Here is a 16,288-nt window from a genome sequence, read left to right as displayed (position 1 = left end):
CGATGTCTGCAATCCTGGTTGTACTGGCGGCACTCATTGCCTCCGGTGCCTGCGCTTACCACCGCACGTCGCTGCGCACGTGGGCTCTCGCCACGGCGGCCACGACCCTCGTCGTCGGCCTGCTCGCGCGTGCGCCGGTAACCACGGTCGTCGTGCTGATCCTGCTGGCGCTGGTCGCCGCGCCGCTGCTTATGGTCGACTTCCGCCGGAAGAAGATCAGCGCGCCGCTGCTGTCGATTTTCGCCAAGGTGACGCCGAAGCTGTCCGAAACCGAGCAGACCGCCCTCGAGGCTGGCACGGTCGGTTTCGAAGGCCAGCTGTTCTCGGGCAAGCCGGACTGGTCGGAGCTGCTGCGCCAGCCGAAGCCGGAACTCTCGGTGGAAGAGCAGGCCTTCCTCGACGGCCCCGTCGAAGAACTCTGCGGCATGATCGACGACTGGCAGATCACCCACGAGCTGGCTGATCTGCCGCCGAACGTGTGGGAGTTCATCAAGAAGAACAAGTTCTTCGGCATGATCATCCCGAAGACTTACGGCGGCCTCGGCTTCTCGGCACTGGCTCACTCGGCCGTACTGCAGAAGCTCTCGAGCATGTCGCAGACCGTCGCCTCCACGGTCGCCGTGCCGAATTCGCTCGGGCCCGGCGAGCTTCTCATGCACTACGGCAGCGACGAGCAGAAGAACCATTTCCTGCCGCGCCTGGCCGATGGCCGTGAAATCCCGTGCTTCGCGTTGACCGGCCCCTACGCCGGTTCGGACGCCACTTCGATTCCGGACTTCGGCATCGTCACCAAGGGCATGTGGAACGGCGAAGAAACCGTCGGTATCCGCCTGACCTTCGACAAGCGCTACATCACGCTGGCGCCGGTCGCGACCATCGTCGGCCTCGCGTTCCGCATGTACGACCCGGAAAAACTGCTGGGCGAGAAGGAAGACCTGGGCATCACGCTGGCACTGCTGCCGCGCGAAACCCCGGGGATGGAAATCGGCCGTCGCCACTTCCCGCTGAACACCCCGTTCCAGAACGGCCCGGTGCACGCGAAGGACATGTTCGTGCCGCTGTCGGTGTTGATCGGTGGTCCGCACATGGCTGGCCAGGGCTGGCGCATGCTGGTCGAATGCCTCTCGGTCGGTCGTGCCATCTCGCTGCCGTCCAACGCCACGGGAGCATCGCGCATGGCGGTTTCGGCCACGGGTTCGTACGCACGCATGCGCAAGCAGTTCGGTCTCGCCATCGGTCGTTTCGAAGGCGTGGAAGAAGCGCTCGCCCGCATCGGCGGCCTGACCTATGCCATGCAGGCCCTCTCGCGCGCCACCGCTGCCGCGGTCGATCGCGGCGAGAAGCCGGCCGTGCCCTCGGCCATCGCCAAGTACCACGCCACCGAATGGTGCCGTCAGATCGCCTCGGACGCGATGGACGTGCACGGCGGCAAGGGTGTCATCCTCGGCCCGAAGAACTATATGGGTCGCGGCTGGCAGTCGGTGCCGATCGCGATCACGGTGGAAGGCGCGAACATCATGACGCGCAGCCTGATGATCTTCGGCCAGGGTGCGATCCGCTGCCATCCTTATGTGCTGAAGGAAATGCAGGCACTCGGCATTGCCGACTACCGCGAGCGCCTGAAGACCTTCGACAAGGCGCTCTTCGGCCACATCGGCTTTGGCTTCTCCAACGCCGTGCGCAGCTTCGTCCTCGGTCTGACCGCTGCGAAGATCGGCGAGACCGCCGGCGACGCCTACACGCGCCGCTACTACCGCAAGCTCAACCGTTACTCCGCGGCGCTGGCACTGTGCGCCGACGTGGCGATGGGTGTGCTCGGCGGCAAGCTCAAGTTCAAGGAAAAGCTCTCAGCCCGTCTGGGCGACGTCCTCTCCTACCTGTACATCGCCAGTGCGATGCTCAAGCGCTACGAAGACACCGGTCGTCCGGAAGCGGATCGTCCGTTGCTGGCCTGGGCTTTCCACCAGTGCGTGTGGAACATGCAGATGGCGCTGGATGGCGTGATCCGCAACTTCCCGGTGCGCCCGGTCGCCTGGGTGCTGCGTGCCCTGGTCTTCCCGTTCGGTCGCCGCGAAGTGCCGCCGTCGGATCGCCTTGGTCGCCGCGTCGCCGCGCTGATCACCGCGCCCAGCGAAGCCCGTGACCGCCTGACCACCTGGACTTACCTCACCCCGACGGCGAACAACACGGTGGGTCGCATGAACGCGCTCCTGCCGGACGTGATCGCCGCCGAGCCGGTGGAGCGCAAGTTCCTGAAGGCGTTCAAGGGCGGTCAGCTGAAGTCGCACACGTATAACGAACAACTTGCCGAAGCCGAAAAGCTCGGCGCCATCACCACCGCCGAGCGCGACCTGCTCCAGCGCGTGCGCGACGGCGTCGCCGAGTTCATTTCGGTCGACGACTTCGACAGCGAAGAGCTGCAGGCTGGCGTGAAGCGCAACGCCGAAGCCATGCAAAAGGTACGCGCCGCCTAAGGCGAGGCGTCCCTGTGGGAGCCGATTCATCGGCGAAAAAGGCCGCGAGCAATCGCGGCCTTTTTTGTTTGCTTCGTCGGCAGGCTCGGCTTCCCCATCGCGGTTGCGCCTGCGCACTGAGGGGAGGGAGCCGCCGGCTGCCATTCTCGTCGCTAAGTCCTCGTCCGGCCTACGCCTCCCTGCGGAGTCGCTCCGAGAACGGCAGCCGACGGCTCCCTCCCATGCCTGCCACTGGGCTGTAAGGAGAGCAGGGCGCGGTCGTTTGCGCTCCCCAAGGGAACGAATCACCGCGTCATTGTGGGTGCCGTGGCTGCTTGCTGCGGTACCTCGATGGCCGGCGTGGCCATCTGCTGTTGTTGCTGTTATTGCTGATTGGCTTGCGTCCATGCATGGCTGCTTTGTTCGAGCGGCTGAACGACGGCCTGGGCGACGTCGACGGATGCGTGTTGTTTGAAGGGCGAATTCAGATCCCCTTGGATGACATAGGCCCTGCTCGCGTCGTCGCTCAGGGCGATGTGATCAATCCTGGTCATGCCTTCTGCACGGGATTGCGCGCTCAAGGCTCCAGCAAGATTGGCGCTCATGTAGTCGGAGGGTCGGCCCTGTTGCGCGTCCAGACGTTGGACTACCTGCAGCGCTTGCCCATACATCGCGTGACCGGCATGTGCAGGATCGTCGAGGGTGATTGTCGATGCTGGCTGGGAACGGCTTAAGGTCTCCAGCGTACGGTCTCCTGCTATGCCGTCGACCGTCAGGTGATGGTCTTGTTGGAAGGCTCGAACAGCGGTATCCGTCGCCGGGCCAAGAGATCCATCCGCTTGAAGGGGGCGGCCCTGGCTGTCCTTGTATCCAAGCGCGTTGAGTTGCGTTTGCAAGTTCGCAACAGGACTACCGGAAGCGCCGGTGCGTAGGGGCGCAGTTGCATTGGATTGTGCGGCCGCCTGAGGCGGTTCGTTACCGCGGGTGGCGAGCTCTTCGAGTGAAATCGTGCCCTCTTGCACGCCGCGCACCAGATCGGGGGTGATGAGCGTGGCCCATTCGGCGGATCGCGAGACGCGCTCGTCCGCGCCATTCTCCCCACCGTTGATCGCGACACCCGCCGAATAAGCGTCTGTTCGATCGGCCTCCGGCACCCGATCTTTCCAGTACGCGACCGCTAGCTTGGCGGCGACCTCCGGATCCGCGGCCATGTCCGGGTTGCTCTTGAGGTCGTACCCAAACTTATCGCCGAAGCGCTCGTAGTTGTCGCGGCCGGTGTACTGAAAGTAACCCCGCCCGTGAAAATTCCAGCCATCGCCAGGCTCCGTGTTCTTCAGATCGGCACGACCGTCGTACAGAATGTGGGCCATCTGTTTCGGATCGTGGCTGTCGATGGCCTTCTGGATTTCTTCAGGGGGTGTTGCGCGTGCCAGCACTTCTTACTGCCGTGACGACCTGATCAACGGTCCGGTACCCCAATCGTTCGTGCATAGTGGAGAAGCTTCCCGTTTCTACGGAGGCATTCCCCATGACTTTGGCCAATTCCTCAGGGGAGGTGACTCCCGCATCGATGAACCGCTTCAGGAGCAGGGCAGAACTCTGATTGAGCTGGGGCATGGCGTCATTTCCTTATTTAACGGCTTTCCGATTTTTGGCAATAGGCTCGCGGATGAGCTTCGGGTCGAAGTCGGCCAGGGAAATCCAGGGCAGGCTCGAGGGATAGTCGAGGGTCGACCTATACACAACAACGCCGCTATCGCCGTTCTGCACGGACGTTGCCTCAACGTGCTGAAGATGCCACGCGGACTTCTCCTTGGACCACTCGAAGCTATAGGTCGTACCACCCCGAGCCAGCTCATTGAAATAGGTAATTTCGTTGGAGGTCGCGGTGAGATTGTTGTTGAGGCCGAGGACGCCAGCACTCTTGGTCGCCTGGTTATAGGTGCACTCCACGACCTTGTCGTTCTTCTCCGAAACTGCAAGCTGTCCGTTGTCGTTCGTCAGCACAATCAGGTCGCATAGATTGCGTTGCTGGCCATACGCGAGAGGGTGACGAACCACCACGACTATTCCCGCGTCATCTTTACCCAGAGGCTTGGCGCTCTTCATCGCCAGCACGGTGTCGTGCGCGCCGAAGAGCGACTGTAGGCCTGCCGGGACTTGGTTGGAGTCGGTGGCGTGTGTGGCGGAAGCTGCCAGGTATAGAGCGGTCGCGACTCCCATATATTGGAGCTTGTTCAAGATGTACCTCCGAAATGGCCGATGGATGGGATTTTGAGATACCGCGGATTTTGCAGCTACTGGCTTCGAATGGATGCAGGAATACGGAAATTCGCATCCATCATGTGTCGCCTATCTCCGTTCCAGATAGCGACATCGGGCCCTTGAGGTGAGGCCTACAGACAACCCAATGTTGTTTTGCTACGGTCGTTCCGTTGCCTGCGTCGTCGTTCGTCGTGTCGCGCAGGCAACCATCGCTCAATGCGGTGAAAAGCGCGAAGCAGGAGTGTTACGAGCACGCCTGCTTCGCTGGCCACAATCAACTAACCAGGAGTCAATCGTGATTGCTACCGATCATACGTCACTCGCTCGCCCGCCGGATCTCACCGGCGGCACCCCCTACGGTTACCGGGTTGTCTGCGTCCCTCGCAGATACGGTTGAAGAACCAGGGCGTCAGCGATTTCTGAGATGTTTCTTGGCCGTATAACCCGGCGCGTACCTACGAGCGCCGACGAAGCGGGCTGACGTCCACCCACTTCATCAATCAAGCCACCCGGCGCCCGGTCACGGGCAGTCGTGAAACCGCGAGTCCGTTAGATCCGCGGCACGTCGCTTTGTGGGCGTGCCGCACCTGGACGAGCGATGGCTTATCAAGGAGCAGTGATGTCTATTGTTAATGAGAGCGGCACGGTTCGCCGTGCTCGCTATTACATCGATCCCGATGCCTCAGCGCATGAGCTTCTCAACAACGCTGCCGAGCTGCTTCAGTACGCGGGTGGGCTGACGGAGTTGCTCGCTGAATTCGTGCATGAGTCCGACACCGTCGATTGCCGGCGGATGGCGTTGTCGCTTGATGCGGTTGCGGCGCTTACACAGATGGGAGCACATTGCGCGGCCGAGGCGCATGCGCGGCTTGCGTGGGAGAAGGGTGAAATGAGTGGGAACGCGGTGGGTCCACATTGAAGCTTCGCCGCTGAAGCGGTTCCTACAATAGGGCTTGCGGGCGATTCAGCGCAGCCGCACAACTGCTCTTTGCTCGCCTTGCAAGCCAGTGTCACGTTTGGAGGGGAGTCGACGGCTGGCGTTTTCGGAACGACTCCGCAGGGAGGCGAAGGCCGGACGAGGGCTTAGTGACGAAAATGTCAGCCGTCGACTCCCTTTCCCTCAGCGTCCGAGCGTAAGCGCGATGGCGAAGCCGAGCCCTACAGAGTCTGCAGGCTGGTCAGCCGCAGCCATCCTGCCGAGCCACAACCTCCAGCAACCGCGCCTCCACCTCATCGCGCGAATGCGCACGGAACAACCGCGGGGCCGCACGCCGAAGCGCCTTGCAGTCCAGCGTGGTGAGGCGGTCGCGCACCTGGAGCAGCTGCCCCGGGTGCATGCTGAATTCCTCCAGGCCCATGGCCAGGAGCAGTGCCGTGAACTGCGTATCGCCGGCGATTTCGCCGCACAGGCTCACCGGTTTCTTCGCCCGCCGCGCACTCGCGATCACATGCGCAATCAACCGCAGGAACGCCGGCTGCAACGGATCGTAGATGCCTTCCAGCGCGTCGTTGTTACGATCGGCCGCAAGCACATACTGCGCAAGGTCGTTTGTGCCGATGGCGAGGAAGTCAGCCTTCTCGAGGATCGAGGTGACACCGATCGCAGCAGCCGGCACTTCAATCATCGCGCCGATATCCAGGCGCTCCGGCAATTCCTGCCCTTCGCGAGCGAGATCCTCACGCGCCTTCTTGATCAGCCGCCGCACGTCGGTCATTTCACCCAGATGGGTAATCATCGGAATGAGAATACGCACAGGCCCATAGCAGGCGGCACGCAGAATGGCCCGCAACTGCACGCTGAAAATGTCGGGGTAACGCAGTGAAAGGCGAATGCCACGCACGCCCAGCGCAGGATTCTCTTCCCCACGAATGGCGAGTCCGGCGGCATCGGCCTTGTCGGCGCCGAGGTCGAGCGTGCGAATGGTCACAGGCAGGCCGCCCATGCCAAGAACGACATCGCGGTAAGCGATGAACTGCTCCTCTTCCGAGGGCAGGCCACGCTGGCGCAGGAACAGGAATTCGGAGCGATACAGGCCGACACCGTCGGCACCGCGGGCACGGGCCAGCGTGATGTCGCCGATGAGTTCGGCATTGGCGTAGAGGCGCACGTGGGCGCCGTCTTTGGTCAGCGTTGGCGCGGAGGCGAGGGCGGCAAGGCGACGGCCTTCGGCGGCGGCCTGGCGCTGCCACTGGCGATAACGGGCGAGATCCTGTGCGGTCGGATGCACGATGACTTCGCCGTGCTCGGCGTCGATCAGGACGAGGTCGTCGTCGTTGATCGTGGCGAGTGCGTCCTTGGTGCCGACCAGCATCGGTAGGTTGAAGCTGCGCGCGAGGATGGCGCTATGCGAATAGATGCTGCCCGCGCTGGCGATGACGCCGAGCATGCCCTGGCCGGCCATGCTGGCCAGGTCGGCCGGGGCGACGGTGTCGCTCACCACGATCTCGCCCACGCGCGCGGCGAGCTTGCGCTCCTCGCGGCTGGATTGCTGGAGCAGGGCGGACATCACACGGCCGATCACCTGGTCGATGTCTTCACCGCGACTCTTCAGGTAAGGGTCGTTCATGGCGTCGAACACCGCGGCGAGGCGGTCGCGTTGCATTTTCAGTGCGGCGCTGGCGGTGTAGTGGCCGACGGCGACGAGTTCGTCGAGGCCGCGCAGCAGTTCTTCGTCGTCCAGCAGCAGGCTGTGGGCGTCGATGAAGTCGCCGACCTCGCGCGCCAGTGCGCCATGCAACTTGCCGCGTAGTTCACGCAGTTCCGTGCGGGCGCTGTCGATGGCCTTGTGCAGTCGCTCGATCTCAGGCGCGATCTCCGCGTCCTCGAGCATGCGCGTGTCGACCGCATAGATACTCGGCTGGACCAGACGCGCGCGACCCAGGGCCATGCCCCGGGCGGCTTGCGTGCCGGTCAGCACGACTCTCATCGGTCAGGCACCCTCATCGAACTTGCGGTCGAACAATTCGACCACCGCCGCCAGGGCGGCTTCTTCGTCTTCACCGACAGCCCGCACGCCGAGGGCGGTGCCCATGCCGGCGGCCAGCATCATCACGCCCATGATGCTCTGGGCATTCACTTCGCGACCCTTGCTGATGATCCAGACGGTCGATTTGAAGCTGGAAACCAGCTGGACGAGTTTGGCTGAGGCGCGTGCGTGCAGGCCCAGCCGGTTGGATACCACGATGTCCCGTTCAAGCATGGTCGATGAAAATCCCTCCGCGACCGCCACTGGCCGCGATCTCGGTCAGTTCGGTCAGCGATTTATCTGAATAGTTGAGCACGCGAAGCAGCATCGGCAGGTTCAGTCCCGAAACGCAGCGCAGGTGCACGCCCAGTTCGCTCAGGGAAAGGCCGATGTTGCAGGGCGTTGCGCCGTAAAGGTCGGCGAGGACGAGCACGCCGTCGCCATGGTCGAGGTCGCGGGCATGCTTGGCGGTGAGCGTGCGCATGACGTCGGGGTCCGCGCTGGGCGGCACTTCCACGGCATCCACGTCCATCGGCAGCCTGGGCATGACGTGACGTGCGGCGGAGATCAGCGCTTTGCCGACCGCTTCGTGGGTCATCAGGAGGACGCCGACGCTCATCGCCCGGACTCGTCGTGTTTCTTGGGCTGGGTCATGGCGTTATTCGAGCTCACGATGAAATGTCAGTACGTTGCCGCGTTCCGAGCGGAAATGCTGGGCCAGCTTCTCGACGAGGTAGACCGAGCGATGGCGCCCGCCCGTACAGCCGATCGAAACGGTGACGTAGCTGCGATCCTCGCCCTCGAAGCGTGGCAACCACGTTTCGAGCCAGCGAGTCACGTCGGCATAGTATTCGCCTACCAGGGGGTTCGCGTCGAGGAATTCCCTGACCGGCTGGTCTTTGCCCGAGAACGGGCGCAGGCGGGGGTCCCAGTGCGGGTTGGGCAGGCAGCGGGCGTCGAAGACGAAATCGGCGTCGGACGGCAGCCCACGGCGATAGGCGAACGACTCGAACAGCAGGGTGGTGCCGTCCGAGGCCGCCGCATAGCCGGTGGCGAACAGGCGACGCAGCTGGTGCACGTTGAGGTCGCTGGAGTCGATGACCTTTTCGGCGATGGCGATCAGCGGGCGGAGCAGCTTGCGTTCCTGGGCGATCGAATCGGCCAGCGAGAGCTTCTCCGCGGCCAGCGGATGGCGCCGGCGCGTCTCCGAGTAGCGCTTGATCAGCACGTCGTCGCGGCTGTCCAGGAAGATCAGGTGCACGTGCACGCCGGCCATGGACAGCTCGGAGAGAACGTGCGGCATGCGGGAGAGGTCGACGCGGCGGTTGCGCACGTCCACGCCAACGGCGATGCGACGGCGCGGGCCGTGCTCGCCCTGGCTCACCGCCGCGACCAGCTGCGGTATGAGCTCGGCCGGCATGTTGTCCACGCAATAGAACTCGAGGTCCTCCAGCGCGCGCAGCGCGACCGTCTTGCCGCCACCGGACATGCCGGTGAGGACGATCAGGTGGATGGCGTCGGGTTCGACGATGGGGCTCATGACTTCATCGATCACAGGGGTCACCAGGGTGGCAGCCGGCGCATCTGGTGTGCCTGGCGGTCGATGAAGGTCTGCGCAGGGTCGATACCCTTGCTCTTGAGTACGTGACTACGCACGGCGGCCTCGACGAGAACCGCGAGGTTGCGGCCAGGAGCCACGGGGATGGTGATCTTCGGGACGTCCACGTCGAGCACGTTGCGCCGGCTGACGTCGCCGGTGAGGCGGGTCATCGCGTCGGTTTCCTCACCCACCAGCATCGGCTTGAGGTGGATGACCAGACGCAGGTACTTGGAGGGTTTCACTGCGGTATGGCCGAACATCTCGCGGATGTTCAGTACGCCCAGGCCGCGCACTTCGAGCAGGTCCTGGAGCAGGTCGGGGCAGGCACCGTCGATCACGTCGGGCGCGATCAGGGTGAACTCGGTGGCGTCGTCGGCGACCAGGCGATGACCGCGGCTGACCAGTTCAAGCGCCAGCTCGCTCTTGCCCGACCCGGGCTCGCCCGTGATCAGCACGCCGATCGAGAACACCTCCAGGAACACACCGTGCAGGGTGACCCGCGGTGCGAGCGTGCGCGCCAGGTGGTATTGCAGGTAGGTGAGCAGTTCATGGCCGCGGCGCGTGCTCTGCCACAGCGGGGTGTCGGTTTCCTCGGCCACTTCGCGCAGGTCCGAGGGGATCGCCTGGTCCTTGGTGACGACGAGCGCGGCAGGCTGGTAGGCAGCGATCTTGTGGATCACTTCCCAGCGCTGGCGGGGCTCCAGGCCGTCGAGGAAGTTGAGTTCCTCGGTGCCGATGATCTGCACCTTGTTCGGGTAAATCACGTTCAGGTAACCGACCAGCGAGGGGCGGCGGCTCTGCTTGGTGTTCGGTTCGAGCACGCGCGACTCGCCACGCATGCCCGCGGCCCAACGCAGCGCCATGCGCTCGTGTACCCCGTCGAAGAGTTGTCTGGCGGTCAGCCGGTCCACGCTGGATCCCTTGATATGGCGAAGCCGGCGCGAGGGCGCCGGCTGGGGCTATTGTGCCATCAAGCGTGGACGGGGGTTCAGGGAGCGGCGACGCGTGCGTCGCGGCCCTCGGTGTTGTGGTGATCCTTGAGCTTTTCCTTGTGCTTCTTCAGCTGGTCGGCAAGCTTGGCGATCATCGCGTCGATGGCTTTATGCAGGGCGTCGGGTTTCTTTTCGTCTTCGAGGCTGGCTATGCCCTCGGCGTGGAGGCGGACGCCCGCGCAATGCAGGGTGCCACTGGCTTTGTGCTCGTTCTTGTCGACGGAAAGGACCACGTCGAGAGCAGTGATGTTGTCGAAAAGGCGTTCGAAGCGGCCGATTTGCTGTTCCACGCGCTCGCGCAGGGCAGGGGTGGGATGGATGTGCTGGCCGCTGATCTGGATTTGCATGACGCCTCCTTCTTGCTGAGGGTGCCGCCTTGGTGGCGACGAGTGCGGAACGACGGAGTGCCGTTCCTCAAGCCTGAAATAGTCGGACCGTGGACCTCCGTGAGGGTTCCCCGCGCCTCAACTGGCGCGGACACGTTCGCTGGAACTGGGGATGCGCAGGGCTTCCCGGTATTTGGCCACCGTACGACGGGCCACCTGAATTCCGCGTCGATGCAGTTCCTCGGCCAGGGCCTGGTCGGACAGCGGGCGCCGCGCGTCTTCGCCCGTGATGAGCTTGCGGAGCATGGCCTGGATGGCGGTGGCCGAGGCGCTGCCGCCGTCCTCCGTGGCCACGCCACTGGAGAAGAAGTGCTTCAGTTCGAAGGTACCGCGCGGCGTGTGCATGTACTTGCGCGTGGTCACCCTGGAAATGGTCGATTCGTGCATGCCGACCTCCTCGGCCACCTCGCGCAGTACCAGCGGATGCATCGCCTCCGGGCCGTAGTCGAGGAAGGCGCTCTGCCGGCGCACGATCACGTCGGCGACCTTGGTCAGGGTCTCCGCACGCGACTGTAGGCTCTTCAGCAGCCAGCGGGCTTCCTGGAGCTGGCCCTTCATCCATGTGGCGTCGTCGCCACGGGCGCGGGCGATGAGGTTGCAATAATGCTGGTTGAGGCCCAGCCGGGGCTGGGCGTCGGGATTGAGGCTGACCTGCCAGCGGCCGTTTTCACGGCGCGCGTAGACGTCGGGGGCGACATATTCGACCGGCGTGGCATCGAGCGCCGAGCCCGGGCGCGGGTCCAGGCTGCGGATCAGGGCGGCCGCGGCGGCCACATCCTCTTCGGCGGCCTTGAGTCGGCGGGCGATCTTGGCGGCATCGTTACGCGCCAGCAGCTCGAGCTCGTCGGTCACCACGCGGATGGCAAGATCGCGGTGTGGGGTATCCAGGGAAAACTGTGACAGCTGGCAGAGCAGGCAGTCGCGCAGGTCCAGGCTGGCAATGCCGGTGGGATCGAAGCGCTGCACGCGCTGGCGCACGCGTTCGATCTCTTCGGCGCTGGCGTACAGCTCGGCCGGCAGGGCGGCCTCGACCGCCTCGACGCCGTCGCGAAGGTAACCGTCTTCGTCCAGCGCATGGATGATCGCCGTGGCGACCGCATGGTCGCGCGGCGAAAACTGGGACAGGTTGAGCTGCCATTCCAGATGCTGCTGGAGGCTCTCCGGGGCGGCGTTCTGTGGTTCGAAGCCGTCCTCGTCGCCGCTGCCGGACCGCGAAGGCGCGCCGGCGTAGTCGCCAGCCTCACCATGAAAGCGGTCGTCGTCCCACTCGGGGGCGAGCTCTTCGGAGGGCGTGACCGTGGATTCTTCGTCGGCCTTGGACGTTTTGGCGGGGACCTCGTCGCGTGACGGGAAGTCGGGGCCGTCGTAATCGCCTTCTTCGGGCGGCTCGGCCTCGGCTTCGGCGTCCTCGGCGAACTCGAGCAACGGATTGCTTTCCGCGATCTGGCGGAGTTCGGCCTCGAGCTCCAGCTGCGACAACTGGAGCAGGCGGATGGCCTGCTGGAGTTGGGGCGTCAGCGTGAGCTGCTGATGCAGGCGAAACTGAAGTCCGGGTTTCATGCCTTCGATGCGTGAGGTGTCGAATCCATCGTAACCCCTTGCGACCTTTCCAAACCAGCATTCCGGCGAGCTATGCCCACCGGTCGAAGTTGTAGTGTGTCAGATACGGAATTCACGGCCCAGATACACCTCGCGCACCTTTTCGTCGGCGAGGATGTGCTGGGGCGTACCCCGGGAGAGGACTTCGCCGTCATTGAGGATATACGCGCGGTCGCAGATGCCAAGCGTCTCACGTACGTTGTGATCGGTGATCAGCACGCCGATGCCACGTTCCTTCAGGTGACGGACGATGCGCTGGATCTCGCCGACCGAAATCGGATCGACACCGGCGAAGGGTTCGTCCAGGAGCATGTAGCGCGGACGGGCGGCCAGCGCGCGGGCGATTTCCACGCGGCGACGCTCGCCACCGGAGAGGCTGATGCCTTTCTGCTCGGCGATGTGCGCGATCTTCAGTTCGTCCAGCAGGCTTTCCAGCTCTTCCTCGCGCTGCCTGGCGGTCATGTTGTCGCGCAGTTCGAGCACAGCCAGGATGTTGTCCGACACGCTCAGGCGGCGGAACACCGAGGCTTCCTGAGGCAGGTAGCCGATGCCGAGTTTGGCGCGGGCGTGCATGGGCAGGCCGGTGATGTCCTGTTGGTCGAGCTTGATCGACCCGGCGTCGGCCTGGATCAGTCCGACCACCATATAGAAGCAGGTGGTCTTGCCGGCGCCGTTGGGGCCGAGCAGGCCAACCACTTCGCCTTCGCGGATGGAGAAGGCGAAATCACGGACTACCTGGCGCGCGCGAAAGCGCTTCTGCAGGCCTTGGGCTGAAAGCATCGGGTCAGGGCTTCTTCGGTTGGGGCGGCTTGGCGGCCGGCGGTGTCGCGGCAGGCGGCGTGGCAGGCTTCGCCGGGGCGGCGCCAGGCGGCTGGGCCTTCGGCTGGAAGGTCATGTGCACGGGCTCGGGGCCATTGCTCTCGCCCGTCATCGTGCTGTTCGTGGTGTTGTAGGTGATCTTGTCGCCGTCGCTCTGGTTGAGCTTGCTCTTGTCGGCCGCGTCGGTCTGCTTGTCCACGTGCGCGTTGCCGGTGAGCACGGCAATACCGTTGCCACTGTTGGCGGCGTCATCCGGCTTGTAGTCGATGTTGGTGGCGTGGCCACGCATCAACAGGTCCTGGTCGTCCATCTGCTCGACGTGGGCCGGGGTGCCGTCCACGATGACGCGGATGATCTGGTTGTCGGCGTCGAGAAAGCCGGTGGCCTTGTCGCCGGTGATCTTCAGCGTGCCCTGCGTCAGCACGACGTTCCCGGTCCAGATGACTTTTCCTGGCTGCGTGCTGTTCGCCTGCTGCTGCGTACCGTCGAACGACTTCGAGGTGACGTTGGTCGGCTGGCTGCGATCCGACTGCTTGGCCACAGCGGGCACGCTCGTCACGAGCGCCACGCCGAGTACCGCGATGAGGGCCCTAGCGCTTGCGCGGCGGGTAGACGGTGTGGACTGCATCGAGGAGCTCCAAATGCTTGGTGTCGAGATTGGCGCGCATGCCAACGCCATCCATTGTAGAGGCTCCCTGAACGATCCGGGCCCACTCTGCCGTCTCCAGACGGTTCTCCTTGGGCCATGCCGTGACCTCGGAGGTATCGATGCTGGCCGGTGGGCTCTGCGCAAAGGCGATGCGGTCCATGTGGACCTTGCCCTGCAGCTTGAGCAGGCTGCCGTCCTTGTTTACCCAGCCGTACTGCGAATGTCCCTTCCACGGGGGTGCGGTCAGGTCCTTGGTCGGAGGAAGCACGAAGTCCGGCGCGTTGATGTACAGCGACTCGTCGCCCTCGCGGCGCTCGACATGGGGCGCGATCAGCGTGAAGGCCGGCTGGCCCAGGTCGTTATAGGAATCGAGAGTGAAGTTGGTCACCACGTAGCCCGACCGCGGCGGACCGACGAAGTCGTCGACCTTCGCATCCGGTGCGACCCAGTAATACAGCAGCACGCTGGCGCCGAGAGCGACCGCGAGCACGCCGGCCATACCCGCGGCACTGCGGTCCTTGAACAGGAGCATCAGGCTCACAGCCAGCGGTCCCGCTCGGCTTCGGCCTTGCCCTGCACGGCGAGGATCAGGTCGGCCACCTCACGGGCGGCGCCATAGCCACCCGAGAGCCGGGTGCGCACGTGTGCACGCTCGGCCACCCAGGGATGGGCATTGGCCACGGCCACCGCGAGTCCGGCGATGCCCATGGCCGCGAGGTCCGGGAGGTCGTCGCCGACGAAGGCGGATTGTTCGGGTGTCAGGCGCAGGGCGTTCAGCAGCTCGGTCAGGCAGGCTCGCTTGTCCTTCTGGCCCTGGTACACATGCTGGATGCCGAGTTCTTCGGCGCGCAGTGACACCGGATGACTGATGCGGGCAGTGATGATCGCGACCTTGATGCCGTTTTCCTGCAGGCGCTTCAGGCCTAGCCCGTCGTGCACGTGGAAGACCTTGGTCTCGCGACCGTCCTCGGCGTACCAAAGGCGGCCGTCGGTGAGCGTACCGTCGACGTCGAACACGACCACGCGTACGTTGGCCGCGCGCTCGGCGACATCGGCGGAAATCTCGGTGTAATGCGTGTAGGCCATGGGCTTCTGGTTGCTGGGCGTCAGACGACGCGGGCGCGGAGCAGGTCGTGAATATTGAGCGCGCCGACCACGCGCCCGTCGGCATCGGTGACCAGCAGCGCATTGATCTGGTGCTTTTCCATCAGCTGCGCGGCTTCCACGGCGAGCTTGTCCGAGCCGATGGTCTTTGGCCCGCGGGTCATCAACTCCGCGACCGTGGCGCTGCGCAGGTCCACGCCTTCGTCGTCGAGGCAGCGACGAAGGTCGCCGTCGGTGAAGACGCCCAGGAGGCGCCCGTCGTCGTCGACCACGGCGGTCATGCCCAGGTGCTTGCGGCTCATTTCGACGAGCGCTTCGCTGAGGGTGGCTTCGAGGTGCACGCGGGGGACATCGTCGCCCGCGTGCATGACATCCGCGATATGCAGGAGCAGGCGGCGGCCGAGGCTGCCGGCCGGGTGCGAGCGCGCGAAGTCGTCCGGGGTGAAGCCGCGCGCTTCAAGCAGTGCCACGGCGAGGGCATCGCCCATGACCAGCGCGGCGGTGGTGCTGGCCGTCGGCGCCAGGCCGTGCGGGCAGGCTTCCGAGCCCACGTTGGCGTCGATATTCACGTCGGCCTGTTTGGCCAGCGACGACTTCGGGTTGCCCGTGATCGCGATCAGCTGGATGCCTTGACGCTTGATCGCCGGGATAATGAAGAGGAGTTCGTCGGTCTCGCCGGAGTAGGAGATTCCGAGCAGGATGTCGTCCGGCTGGATCATGCCGAGGTCGCCGTGGCTGGCCTCGCCCGGATGGACGAAGAACGACGGCGTGCCGGTGGAAGCCAGGGTCGCGGCGATCTTGCGGGCGATGTGACCGCTCTTGCCCATGCCGGAGACGACCACGCGGCCCTTGCAGGCCATGATCATCTGGCAGGCCTGCACGAAGGATGCGTCGACCTTCTTTTCAAGGGCGCGGATCGCCGCCGCCTCGGTGACGATCACGGTACGCGCGCTACGGACGACGATATCGGCATTCACGAGCGGGTGATCGACAGGCGGAGCGGTGCGGGCATTCATGCGGCCTCGGGGGTCCGGGTTGGGGCGTTTGACCCGGGATGTCCATTTCTGCGACACCGGATTTCCATTACCATTACATATTCTCATTTTATCGTCGCCGCCATCGAACGGTGGTTCAGGGTCCGTTTCGGAACCCTTCGGCCCGACGACCCCTTCCTACGGAGAATCCATGGACGCTGCCCGCATCCAGGCATTGATCGAAGCCGGCTTGCCCGGTGCCCTGGTGAACGTTCGCGGCGACGACGGCGTGCACTTCGAGGCCGATGTCATCTCGGAACAGTTTGCCGGCAAGCTGCCGCTGGCGCGTCATCGCCTTGTTTACGCCACGCTCGGCGAGCTCATGGGCGGTGCCATCCACGCCCTGGGCCTGAAGACCCTCACTCCCGAAGAGGCCGCAGGCCGCCGCTGAAGCGCGCCGCGACACCCTTCGCACGACCTC

Annotated in this window: 18 protein-coding genes; 3 read left to right on the top strand and 15 right to left on the bottom strand. The window is 64.5% G+C overall.

Going from position 1 to position 16,288, the window contains the following annotated elements; all coding sequences use genetic code 11:
• Nucleotides 1-2: 2 nt before the first annotated feature.
• The gene (locus tag C8J98_RS08560; protein WP_107912776.1) at nucleotides 3-2,474 is read left to right on the top strand and encodes an acyl-CoA dehydrogenase; all 2,472 of its coding nucleotides are present in this window, start codon (nucleotides 3-5) and stop codon (nucleotides 2,472-2,474) included.
• A gap of 362 nt (nucleotides 2,475-2,836) precedes the next feature.
• Here the strand turns inward: C8J98_RS08560 and C8J98_RS08555 are convergent, their stop codons facing one another.
• Genes C8J98_RS08555 through C8J98_RS08545 form a run of 3 tightly spaced genes read right to left on the bottom strand, consistent with a single transcriptional unit; the run spans nucleotide 2,837 to nucleotide 4,694 of the window.
• Nucleotides 2,837-3,889 carry an XVIPCD domain-containing protein gene (locus tag C8J98_RS08555; protein ID WP_146171601.1) on the bottom strand — a complete coding sequence of 351 codons (1,053 nt, stop codon included), beginning with the start codon at nucleotides 3,887-3,889 and terminating at the stop codon, nucleotides 2,837-2,839.
• Entirely contained in the window at nucleotides 3,864-4,070 is a 207-nt protein-coding gene (locus tag C8J98_RS08550) for a hypothetical protein (protein WP_107912774.1), read from the bottom strand. The genes C8J98_RS08555 and C8J98_RS08550 overlap by 26 nt, the downstream gene beginning before the upstream one ends.
• Nucleotides 4,071-4,082: 12 nt before the next feature.
• On the bottom strand, nucleotides 4,083-4,694 hold the full coding sequence (locus C8J98_RS08545; RefSeq protein ID WP_107912773.1) for a hypothetical protein: 612 nt from the start codon (nucleotides 4,692-4,694) through the stop codon (nucleotides 4,083-4,085).
• Nucleotides 4,695-5,337: 643 nt separating this feature from the next.
• On the opposite strand from C8J98_RS08545, the gene C8J98_RS08540 reads away from it, so the two are divergent.
• Complete coding sequence (locus tag C8J98_RS08540; RefSeq protein ID WP_107912772.1) at nucleotides 5,338-5,637, top strand: hypothetical protein; 300 nt, start codon at nucleotides 5,338-5,340, stop codon at nucleotides 5,635-5,637.
• A gap of 259 nt (nucleotides 5,638-5,896) precedes the next feature.
• Here C8J98_RS08540 and ptsP read toward each other — a convergent pair whose 3' ends face one another.
• From ptsP to C8J98_RS08480, 12 genes are all read right to left on the bottom strand, one after another.
• The gene (ptsP, locus tag C8J98_RS08535) at nucleotides 5,897-7,645 is read right to left on the bottom strand and encodes a phosphoenolpyruvate--protein phosphotransferase (RefSeq protein WP_107912771.1); all 1,749 of its coding nucleotides are present in this window, start codon (nucleotides 7,643-7,645) and stop codon (nucleotides 5,897-5,899) included.
• A 3-nt stretch (nucleotides 7,646-7,648) separates the two neighbouring features.
• A complete protein-coding gene (locus C8J98_RS08530) occupies nucleotides 7,649-7,918 on the bottom strand; it encodes an HPr family phosphocarrier protein (protein WP_107912770.1) in 270 nt (89 codons plus the stop codon).
• Complete coding sequence (locus tag C8J98_RS08525) at nucleotides 7,911-8,303, bottom strand: PTS system fructose IIA component family protein (protein ID WP_046967004.1); 393 nt, start codon at nucleotides 8,301-8,303, stop codon at nucleotides 7,911-7,913. Before C8J98_RS08525 ends, C8J98_RS08530 begins: the two co-directional genes overlap by 8 nt.
• Nucleotides 8,304-8,342: 39 nt before the next feature.
• Nucleotides 8,343-9,224: an RNase adapter RapZ gene (rapZ, locus tag C8J98_RS08520; RefSeq protein WP_107913052.1), complete on the bottom strand. Its 882-nt coding sequence runs from the start codon at nucleotides 9,222-9,224 to the stop codon at nucleotides 8,343-8,345.
• Nucleotides 9,225-9,244: 20 nt separating this feature from the next.
• Nucleotides 9,245-10,195, bottom strand: a complete 951-nt coding sequence (gene hprK / locus C8J98_RS08515) for an HPr(Ser) kinase/phosphatase (protein WP_107912769.1) — start codon at nucleotides 10,193-10,195, stop codon at nucleotides 9,245-9,247.
• A 77-nt stretch (nucleotides 10,196-10,272) separates the two neighbouring features.
• Nucleotides 10,273-10,623 (bottom strand): ribosome-associated translation inhibitor RaiA, encoded by a 351-nt coding sequence (raiA, locus tag C8J98_RS08510; RefSeq protein WP_107912768.1) that lies wholly within the window; start codon nucleotides 10,621-10,623, stop codon nucleotides 10,273-10,275.
• Nucleotides 10,624-10,740: 117 nt separating this feature from the next.
• The gene (locus C8J98_RS08505) at nucleotides 10,741-12,222 is read right to left on the bottom strand and encodes an RNA polymerase factor sigma-54 (protein ID WP_107912767.1); all 1,482 of its coding nucleotides are present in this window, start codon (nucleotides 12,220-12,222) and stop codon (nucleotides 10,741-10,743) included.
• A gap of 99 nt (nucleotides 12,223-12,321) precedes the next feature.
• Entirely contained in the window at nucleotides 12,322-13,041 is a 720-nt protein-coding gene (lptB, locus tag C8J98_RS08500; RefSeq protein WP_107912766.1) for an LPS export ABC transporter ATP-binding protein, read from the bottom strand.
• A 4-nt stretch (nucleotides 13,042-13,045) separates the two neighbouring features.
• Nucleotides 13,046-13,708: a lipopolysaccharide transport periplasmic protein LptA gene (gene lptA, locus C8J98_RS08495; RefSeq protein ID WP_107912765.1), complete on the bottom strand. Its 663-nt coding sequence runs from the start codon at nucleotides 13,706-13,708 to the stop codon at nucleotides 13,046-13,048.
• Complete coding sequence (gene lptC / locus C8J98_RS08490) at nucleotides 13,671-14,261, bottom strand: LPS export ABC transporter periplasmic protein LptC (protein WP_233260182.1); 591 nt, start codon at nucleotides 14,259-14,261, stop codon at nucleotides 13,671-13,673. Before lptC ends, lptA begins: the two co-directional genes overlap by 38 nt.
• Before the next feature lie 5 nt (nucleotides 14,262-14,266).
• Nucleotides 14,267-14,815 carry an HAD-IIIA family hydrolase gene (locus C8J98_RS08485; RefSeq protein ID WP_107912764.1) on the bottom strand — a complete coding sequence of 183 codons (549 nt, stop codon included), beginning with the start codon at nucleotides 14,813-14,815 and terminating at the stop codon, nucleotides 14,267-14,269.
• 20 nt (nucleotides 14,816-14,835) lie between these two features.
• Nucleotides 14,836-15,849 carry a KpsF/GutQ family sugar-phosphate isomerase gene (locus C8J98_RS08480; RefSeq protein ID WP_107912763.1) on the bottom strand — a complete coding sequence of 338 codons (1,014 nt, stop codon included), beginning with the start codon at nucleotides 15,847-15,849 and terminating at the stop codon, nucleotides 14,836-14,838.
• 169 nt (nucleotides 15,850-16,018) lie between these two features.
• Here C8J98_RS08480 and C8J98_RS08475 point away from each other — a divergent pair, with 169 nt between their 5' ends.
• Entirely contained in the window at nucleotides 16,019-16,258 is a 240-nt protein-coding gene (locus C8J98_RS08475; protein ID WP_107912762.1) for a BolA/IbaG family iron-sulfur metabolism protein, read from the top strand.
• Nucleotides 16,259-16,288 lie beyond the last annotated feature (30 nt).

This window comes from Luteibacter sp. OK325 (assembly GCF_003050935.1).
Classification (GTDB): Bacteria; Pseudomonadota; Gammaproteobacteria; order Xanthomonadales; family Rhodanobacteraceae; genus Luteibacter.
This window is presented reverse-complemented; position numbering and strand designations above follow the sequence as displayed.

Coding starts and splice junctions, on each gene's coding strand:
- C8J98_RS08480 (WP_107912763.1), bottom strand. CDS start 15,849: ATGAATGCCCGCACCGCTCCGCCTGTCGATCACCCGCTCGTGAATGCC.
- lptB (WP_107912766.1), bottom strand. CDS start 13,041: ATGCTTTCAGCCCAAGGCCTGCAGAAGCGCTTTCGCGCGCGCCAGGTA.
- C8J98_RS08530 (WP_107912770.1), bottom strand. CDS start 7,918: ATGCTTGAACGGGACATCGTGGTATCCAACCGGCTGGGCCTGCACGCA.
- C8J98_RS08550 (WP_107912774.1), bottom strand. CDS start 4,070: ATGCCCCAGCTCAATCAGAGTTCTGCCCTGCTCCTGAAGCGGTTCATC.
- C8J98_RS08540 (WP_107912772.1), top strand. CDS start 5,338: ATGTCTATTGTTAATGAGAGCGGCACGGTTCGCCGTGCTCGCTATTAC.
- C8J98_RS08560 (WP_107912776.1), top strand. CDS start 3: ATGTCTGCAATCCTGGTTGTACTGGCGGCACTCATTGCCTCCGGTGCC.
- C8J98_RS08475 (WP_107912762.1), top strand. CDS start 16,019: ATGGACGCTGCCCGCATCCAGGCATTGATCGAAGCCGGCTTGCCCGGT.
- lptA (WP_107912765.1), bottom strand. CDS start 13,708: ATGCAGTCCACACCGTCTACCCGCCGCGCAAGCGCTAGGGCCCTCATC.
- C8J98_RS08505 (WP_107912767.1), bottom strand. CDS start 12,222: ATGAAACCCGGACTTCAGTTTCGCCTGCATCAGCAGCTCACGCTGACG.
- rapZ (WP_107913052.1), bottom strand. CDS start 9,224: ATGAGCCCCATCGTCGAACCCGACGCCATCCACCTGATCGTCCTCACC.
- lptC (WP_233260182.1), bottom strand. CDS start 14,261: ATGCTCCTGTTCAAGGACCGCAGTGCCGCGGGTATGGCCGGCGTGCTC.
- raiA (WP_107912768.1), bottom strand. CDS start 10,623: ATGCAAATCCAGATCAGCGGCCAGCACATCCATCCCACCCCTGCCCTG.
- ptsP (WP_107912771.1), bottom strand. CDS start 7,645: ATGAGAGTCGTGCTGACCGGCACGCAAGCCGCCCGGGGCATGGCCCTG.
- C8J98_RS08485 (WP_107912764.1), bottom strand. CDS start 14,815: ATGGCCTACACGCATTACACCGAGATTTCCGCCGATGTCGCCGAGCGC.
- C8J98_RS08525 (WP_046967004.1), bottom strand. CDS start 8,303: ATGAGCGTCGGCGTCCTCCTGATGACCCACGAAGCGGTCGGCAAAGCG.